This window comes from Vibrio sp. VP6, assembly GCF_028823755.1.
GTDB lineage: Bacteria > Pseudomonadota > Gammaproteobacteria > Enterobacterales > Vibrionaceae > Vibrio > Vibrio parahaemolyticus.
This window is the reverse complement of record NZ_JAPEID010000174.1, coordinates 1-750: the sequence shown is the minus strand read 5'-3', so window position 1 is coordinate 750 and position 750 is coordinate 1. Positions and strand designations below refer to the sequence as shown.

Annotated in this window: 2 protein-coding genes; both read left to right on the top strand. The window is 40.9% G+C overall.

Translation table 11 applies throughout. From position 1 onward, the window contains the following. Window positions 1–361: hypothetical protein (locus OU793_RS24745; protein WP_274647932.1), on the top strand; the 361-nt coding region annotated here is incomplete at its 5' end. Then, window positions 324–683 carry a hypothetical protein gene (locus OU793_RS24740; protein ID WP_024699791.1) on the top strand — a complete coding sequence of 120 codons (360 nt, stop codon included), beginning with the start codon at window positions 324–326 and terminating at the stop codon, window positions 681–683. The genes OU793_RS24745 and OU793_RS24740, both read left to right, overlap by 38 nt. The last annotated feature ends 67 nt before the right edge of the window (window positions 684–750 follow it).

Here is a 750-nt window from a genome sequence, read left to right as displayed (position 1 = left end):
AGCGAAATGCTATGGCGACGAAATATTGGCATACATTGCCATTCATGAGTTTGCGTCTCAATTAAGACGATTGCAAACCGAAAGCGATACGTACCAATGCCAACGTCAGTTGCAAGAACTGAACTGGAGGGCAAGCATGATAAACATGGTTTCTTTTAAGGAGGACTTAACCCATCTTGAATCGCAATTGCCTCAACTGTCTATCGAACAAAGAAGCCAAAAGCTGAGAGCTATCTATGACCGCCACATTGCCAAACTTCATTGCATTAGAGATGCGACTAACACCAACGAAAATAGTCCTTTTATAAATCACGGGAGGCATTATGAGAAAACAGTGTGGCACACCAGAAAACAAGTATAACCCTGAACTTCATCAGAAAATAGTTTTAATAATCAACAACTTACTGGATCAGCTGGACTACTCTCATGCTTTACAGCTGTCGGCCTTTATGCCGTTAGTCATCATCACTCGCATGATGGAACAAGGAAACACACTTGAACAAGGTGGACTTTGTCTGAGGCAAATAGCTCATTGTTGTCGCTTAATGGGACAACTTGATGAACAATTTTATGAGTCAGCGCTATATCAACAAAATCACCTCGCATTACTTGAACTAGGAAGAAGCCTAGAGTGGTATGACACCACCATTACTCGTTGGATTAATTTTGCACAAGGGGAATAATTCAAACAATGAAGGGGTCCGCTTGGAAAACGGAAAATATCCTACGTTAAGCTCATATTTTAATGGT